General features: G+C 50.3%; 2 protein-coding genes. Both read left to right on the top strand.

Features of this window, described 5'->3' with window-relative positions; all coding sequences use genetic code 11:
• Positions 1 to 185 precede the first annotated feature (185 nt).
• Entirely contained in the window at positions 186 to 1400 is a 1215-nt protein-coding gene (gene hemA / locus WCO51_12575; GenBank protein ID MEI6514087.1) for a 5-aminolevulinate synthase, read from the top strand.
• Between the two features lie 58 nt (positions 1401 to 1458).
• Positions 1459 to 2296: DUF3479 domain-containing protein (locus WCO51_12570; protein MEI6514086.1), on the top strand; the 838-nt coding region annotated here is incomplete at its 3' end.

Here is a 2296-nt window from a genome sequence, read left to right as displayed (position 1 = left end):
TGGATGCTCGTCCTTCCTTTACCTTTTGAAAAACTTTGGAACTGGAGTTTACCCAGAGATTCGCACAAAACAGTAACCCGATTTCGGAATGACCACTCGGTGGAGTTTGCTAGCCTAAAATCCTCCTTAACCCCCAAAACCGATGCACCATGCTGCTAAATTGATAATTATCCAGGATCATTGAGATGAATTACGAAGCTTTTTTCAAAAATGAACTTGATACTCTCCGCAATGACGGACGCTACCGCGTTTTCGCTAATATTGAGCGTAAGGCCGGGCAATTTCCTTCGGCTATTCATCGATCGGATAGGGGTGAAAATGGTATTCGCGTGTGGTGTTCGAATGATTATCTTGGGATGGGACAAAATCGACACGTTCTGAAGGCGATGCATGATACGATCGACCTCTGTGGAGCGGGTGCGGGCGGTACTCGTAATATATCAGGCACAAACCGTTTTCATGTTGAGCTTGAAAGTGAACTTGCTGATTTGCACGGCAAGGAAAGTGCGCTTCTTTTTACATCCGGCTATGTTTCTAATTGGGCAGCCTTGGGTACCCTTGGTGCTCTTATTCCGAACTGCATCATTCTTTCCGATGCCGGTAATCATGCATCCATGATCGAAGGTATTAAGCACAGCCGGGCGGAGCGCCATATTTTTAAACATAATGATGTCGCGGATCTCGAGCGCATTCTCAAGACCCTTGATCCTGAGCGGCCAAAACTGATTGCATTTGAATCCGTTTATTCAATGGATGGCGATATTGGGCCAATCAAGGCGATTTGCGACCTTGCTGATCAATATGGTGCGATGACCTATCTCGATGAAGTTCATGCCGTCGGCATGTACGGGCCGCGGGGCGGCGGCATCGCAGAACGCGAAGGCTTGATGGACCGTATAACGGTCATTGAGGGAACTCTGGGCAAGGCCATTGGCGTCGTTGGCGGATATATTGCTGCTTCGGCCGCTCTATGCGATTTTGTTCGTAGCTTTGCATCGGGCTTTATCTTTACTACGGCCCTACCACCGGCAGTAGCGGCAGCAGCTGCTGCATCGATCCGGCATCTTAAAACATCGAGTGAGGAGCGCATCGGCCAGCGTGATCGGGTGCAACGGTTGCGCATGAAATTGGATGCGGCTGGTGTGCCCTATATGCGCAATGAGAGCCACATTGTTCCTGTCATGGTCGGCGATGCCAAGAAGTGCAAATGGATCAGCGACCTTTTGATGGACAGATATGGCATCTATATACAACCGATCAATTATCCTACCGTTCCGAGGGGAACTGAACGCCTGCGCATCACGCCTACTCCGCTTCATTCTGATGCTGATATTGATCATCTTGTTAGCGCTCTTTCGGAGCTCTGGTCACACTGTGCTTTAAATAGAGCCGTAGCATAGCCGAACGAACATCGTATGCGCCGGTTGATTTTGATCGGCGTAAAAAAAGGTAAGTGGTATGGGAAACGCAAAAGTGTCTGACATAGCCATTCCGCTTAAGATGGTTATTGTAGCGATGGACACAAACATGGGAGGCAGCGCCTCTCGTGCGTTTCAAACCCTGCGTCGTGATTATCCCGGGCTTTCGCTCATTCTTCATGGTGCATCCGAGTGGTCGGAGAGACCGGAAAAATTGGAGCGCTGCCGGGCTGATATTTTGTCTGCTGATATTGTTGTCGCAACAATGTTGTTTATGGAAGATCATTTCAAGCCAGTGATCAACGAATTGAAGGCACGGCGCGATTCGGCTGATGCATTGGTTGGTCTCATGTCTGCTGGGGAAGTTATGAAGATGACCCGTATGGGCAGCTTCAAAATGGATGGTGAGCCAGGTGGCATTGCGGGCCTTTTGAAGCGTCTGCGTGGTGGATCAAAGGAAAAAGCGACGACGGCCGGCGCACAGCAGATGAAGATGCTGAAGCGTTTACCGCAAATCCTGCGGTTTATTCCTGGGACGGCCCAAGACGTAAGGGCATATTTTCTCGCGCTGCAATATTGGCTGTCGGGTTCCGATGATAATATCGTCAATCTAGTCCGCATGATTATCGATCGCTACGCATCAGGGCCTCGCAGGGTATTGCGAGGAAGGGTGAAAGTTATACCTCCCGTCGACTATCCAGAGGTTGGCGTCTATCATCCGAGATTAGCGGGCAGGATTAGTACCGATCCGAGCAAGTTACCCCGCTTGGGCCGTCGCGGGACGATAGGCCTTCTTGGCCTTCGTTCCTATATGCTGGCGGGCAACAGCAAACATTATGACGGCGTGATTGAAGCGCTAGAGGCGCGGGGTCTTGACG

The organism is bacterium (assembly GCA_037131655.1).
Taxonomy (GTDB): Bacteria; Armatimonadota; Fimbriimonadia; order Fimbriimonadales; family JBAXQP01; genus JBAXQP01.
This window is presented reverse-complemented; position numbering and strand designations above follow the sequence as displayed.

Excerpts from the sequence above, each read along its gene's own strand:
- hemA (MEI6514087.1), top strand. The coding sequence starts at position 186 with ATGAATTACGAAGCTTTTTTCAAAAATGAACTTGATACTCTCCGCAAT.